We start from the raw sequence: 2923 nt of genomic DNA, 5'->3' as shown, positions 1-2923 counted from the left end.
GCATTGCTAGCATTAGTACTTTGCCACCAGCGCCAACCAATACCAACACCTGCAATTAATAGGACGATTCCCAACAGCAGAGGCCAACGCTGCTTTTGAGGTGGCTTAGGCGATCGCTCTAACAATGGTTGCGACTCTTGATTAGAATCGTTAACAGAAGCCTGTTCTGTTTCAATGGGTAGGGGAGAATCAGGGAACTCAGGATGGGACATATTCGGTTTCTCGTCTTGTGGATTTAGACTTGGGCAATCTACTCTTCGCTAAGAAAGCATTGTTTGAATAGTTTTTTAACCCTTTTTTTTTGATGTTGATGATAAATATATATTTGGGTCTTTGAGCGATCGCTCACGTTGTCTAGCACCTGAAATAAATGTCGTTTGGCATATTATTGTAGTTATTTTGTAAACTATTTGGCTTAATCATTTTAAAAGTGTAATTTATAAAACTTTTTTAGGTAGTATAAACCCAGTGCCTTAACTGAAAGAGGAAACAGGATTCATCTTGTTGCAAAAGAATCAACTGAGCCTCTTGCGTCCTGCAACGGCAAAGTGCTGATACCGCGCACAAATAAATTCACACAAGTTTCCATGTAACATTCACGACTGTACTCTAGTGCGGTGGGGATATCGCTAAAACGCAGAATACCGTGAAGCAGCATACCCGTGAAACTATCCACAGATGCTTTTAAATCTATATCTAAGGACACCGTGCCCTTCTCTTGATTCTTTTGCAAGTACACAACTAGCGGTTCGCGTAGCAATTTGTCAATCTCGTATAAAATCAGACTGGCGGCTTGGGGATGTCGCTTCGCTTCCCCAATAAAAGTCCGAATCAGGTCTTCATGCTCCTCTATCACCTGGTTGCAAAGCTTTGCATAATTCTTGAGGTCAGTGTATAGGTCTTGAGTCCAGTCGTCGTGATAGGCTAAAGCTTCTGTCTGTAAAGCGTAGGCGTAGCCCGCCGTTGGCAAAGCCTCTCGTAGAGAAGGCATCGCTTCAGTAATCACAGCAGCTAGTAGTTGCTCTTTGGTCTGGAAATGACGAAATAAAGTTACCTCATTGACCGCAGCAACACGAGCAATTTTTCGCGTTGTTGCTCCTGTTAAACGTGCTGTTGCAAACACCTGAGTTGCTGCCTTGATCAAGCGTGCATGAGTTTGTGCCGTCCTTGATGCTAAGTTTTTCATGAGCGTTTGCAAGTGCTTGGATTATAACCACATAAAAGATGAGATGAATATAAGTTACAGATGAGTTTATCGCTCTTAAGTAGTAGTGAATACTGATCTTAGGGAAGAGAAAAGTATGGAGCGCCAACTCTTGGAGAGCCTTGTCTGCGACACGCCGCGCGTAGCTTGCTTCGACCTAGTAGTACGCCAACGCTATTAACTCAGCTTTATTAAGTAACGTTGCAATGTTTCATCGAGTTATCCTCATCAAGAACGATGTGCAATTTAACCAGTGTTCTCTAGATTCCTATTTTTGAGCAGTCTCAACTTCCTACACTTAGGTCACCCGATCGGTTGATTTTCAACTCACCCGAATGGGTGATTAAATTTTTCCTAATTACGGTTTTATCTTCTCAACCGCTTAATGTTTACTAATTAAGAAGCATCTCATTTTGGGAAAAAATCTCTACTATCCAGCCATATCAACCATCTACAACTGATTTCTTGGAATTTAATTTTGGCAAGATACCTAGAGGTGACTTTCGGTTAGCAACAATATGAGAAAGCAGCCCTTCATACCGATTAAGTGCTTGCTCCAAAGAATAGTTTTCTTCGGCAAACTGTCTTCCTGCGTTACCTAGCCTCGCCCCTAGAGTCGGATTAGCATATAAATTATGCACCGCAGCAGCCATTGCATTGGGTGATTCTGGCTCAACAATTATTCCACCACCACTAAGTTGGATTGCTTTTGCAGCAGTACCAGTGGCAGGAACTGAACCCACAATTGGGCGACCACTCGCCAACAATAGTGGTATTTTTGAAGGCATATTGAACGAAATGACATTGCGTTTTTGCACAATCAACCCTACATCAGATGCTGCTAGCATTTCGGGTAGTTTTTCTCGCGGCTGCAACGGTAGCAGCAAAACATTCTCTGCTCCCTTTAAAAGACAATATTTCTGCAACGTTTGCAATGCTATTGATTCGCCAACGATAACAAAGACAATCTCCTTGATATGACGCAAGTAAACTGCTGCTTCTATTACTGTTTCTAAACCTTGCGTTAGAGCAATATTGCCCGAATAAAGTACTACAAATTTTCCATCAAGTTGATGGCTAGATATCCAGGAGTTGTTCTGTTTTGGTAATGGGCAGATGAAATTTACATTCACCCAATTGGGAATACAAACGATTTTATTAACAGGTACTCCCTTATTTACCAAATTCTCACGAAACCCATCGGCAATGACACTAATAGTGTGTGCAGACCGATATGCAAATTTTTCTAGGGCTGCAAGAGTTCGGATCATCCACTTGTTCTTCAATAGCCCGATACGTACCGCAGCATCTGGTAGGATATCTTGCACATTCAGAACTACTGGGCAGTTATATAACCAACCAAATATTGTTACTGGTAAAGTACCGAAAAGAGGGGGGACTGTTAAAATAATTACATCAGGGCGTCCGCCTTTAAAACCTTGGGGTAAGCTCGTGAAAACAAAGCTCAACTCCAGCAACAAGCGATCTAAAAGATTAGGTTTAGACTTAATTCGTAGGTAACATCGTTGAATTATGACACCATTTATTTGTTCAGTAATGTACCACTTACCCCGATATTCATCGTAAATTTCGCGCTGAGGATAGTTGGGCATTCCCGTAACCACCCGCACTTGGTGACCTCGCTTTACTAGTCCTTCTGCTAATTCAGTCATCAACGGAGCAATACCAATCGGCTCTGGATGATAGTTATAGGAATAA

At 42.0% G+C, this 2923-nt stretch carries 2 protein-coding genes and 1 pseudogene; all 3 read right to left on the bottom strand.

Features of this window, described 5'->3' with window-relative positions; translation table 11 throughout:
• Positions 1–212, bottom strand: a pseudogene (locus tag VE944_RS31260) (efflux RND transporter periplasmic adaptor subunit); the annotation flags it as partial.
• A 284-nt stretch (positions 213–496) separates the two neighbouring features.
• Positions 497–1186, bottom strand: a complete 690-nt coding sequence (locus VE944_RS31255) for a TetR/AcrR family transcriptional regulator (RefSeq protein ID WP_324986814.1) — start codon at positions 1184–1186, stop codon at positions 497–499.
• Positions 1187–1647: 461 nt separating this feature from the next.
• On the bottom strand, positions 1648–2923 hold a 1276-nt coding region (locus VE944_RS31250), incomplete at its 5' end, for a glycosyltransferase family 4 protein (RefSeq protein ID WP_324986812.1).

It is taken from the genome of Nostoc sp. (assembly GCF_035638895.1).
Lineage (GTDB): Bacteria > Cyanobacteriota > Cyanobacteriia > Cyanobacteriales > Nostocaceae > Nostoc.
This window is presented reverse-complemented; position numbering and strand designations above follow the sequence as displayed.

Coding starts and splice junctions, on each gene's coding strand:
- VE944_RS31255 (WP_324986814.1), bottom strand. CDS start 1,186: ATGAAAAACTTAGCATCAAGGACGGCACAAACTCATGCACGCTTGATC.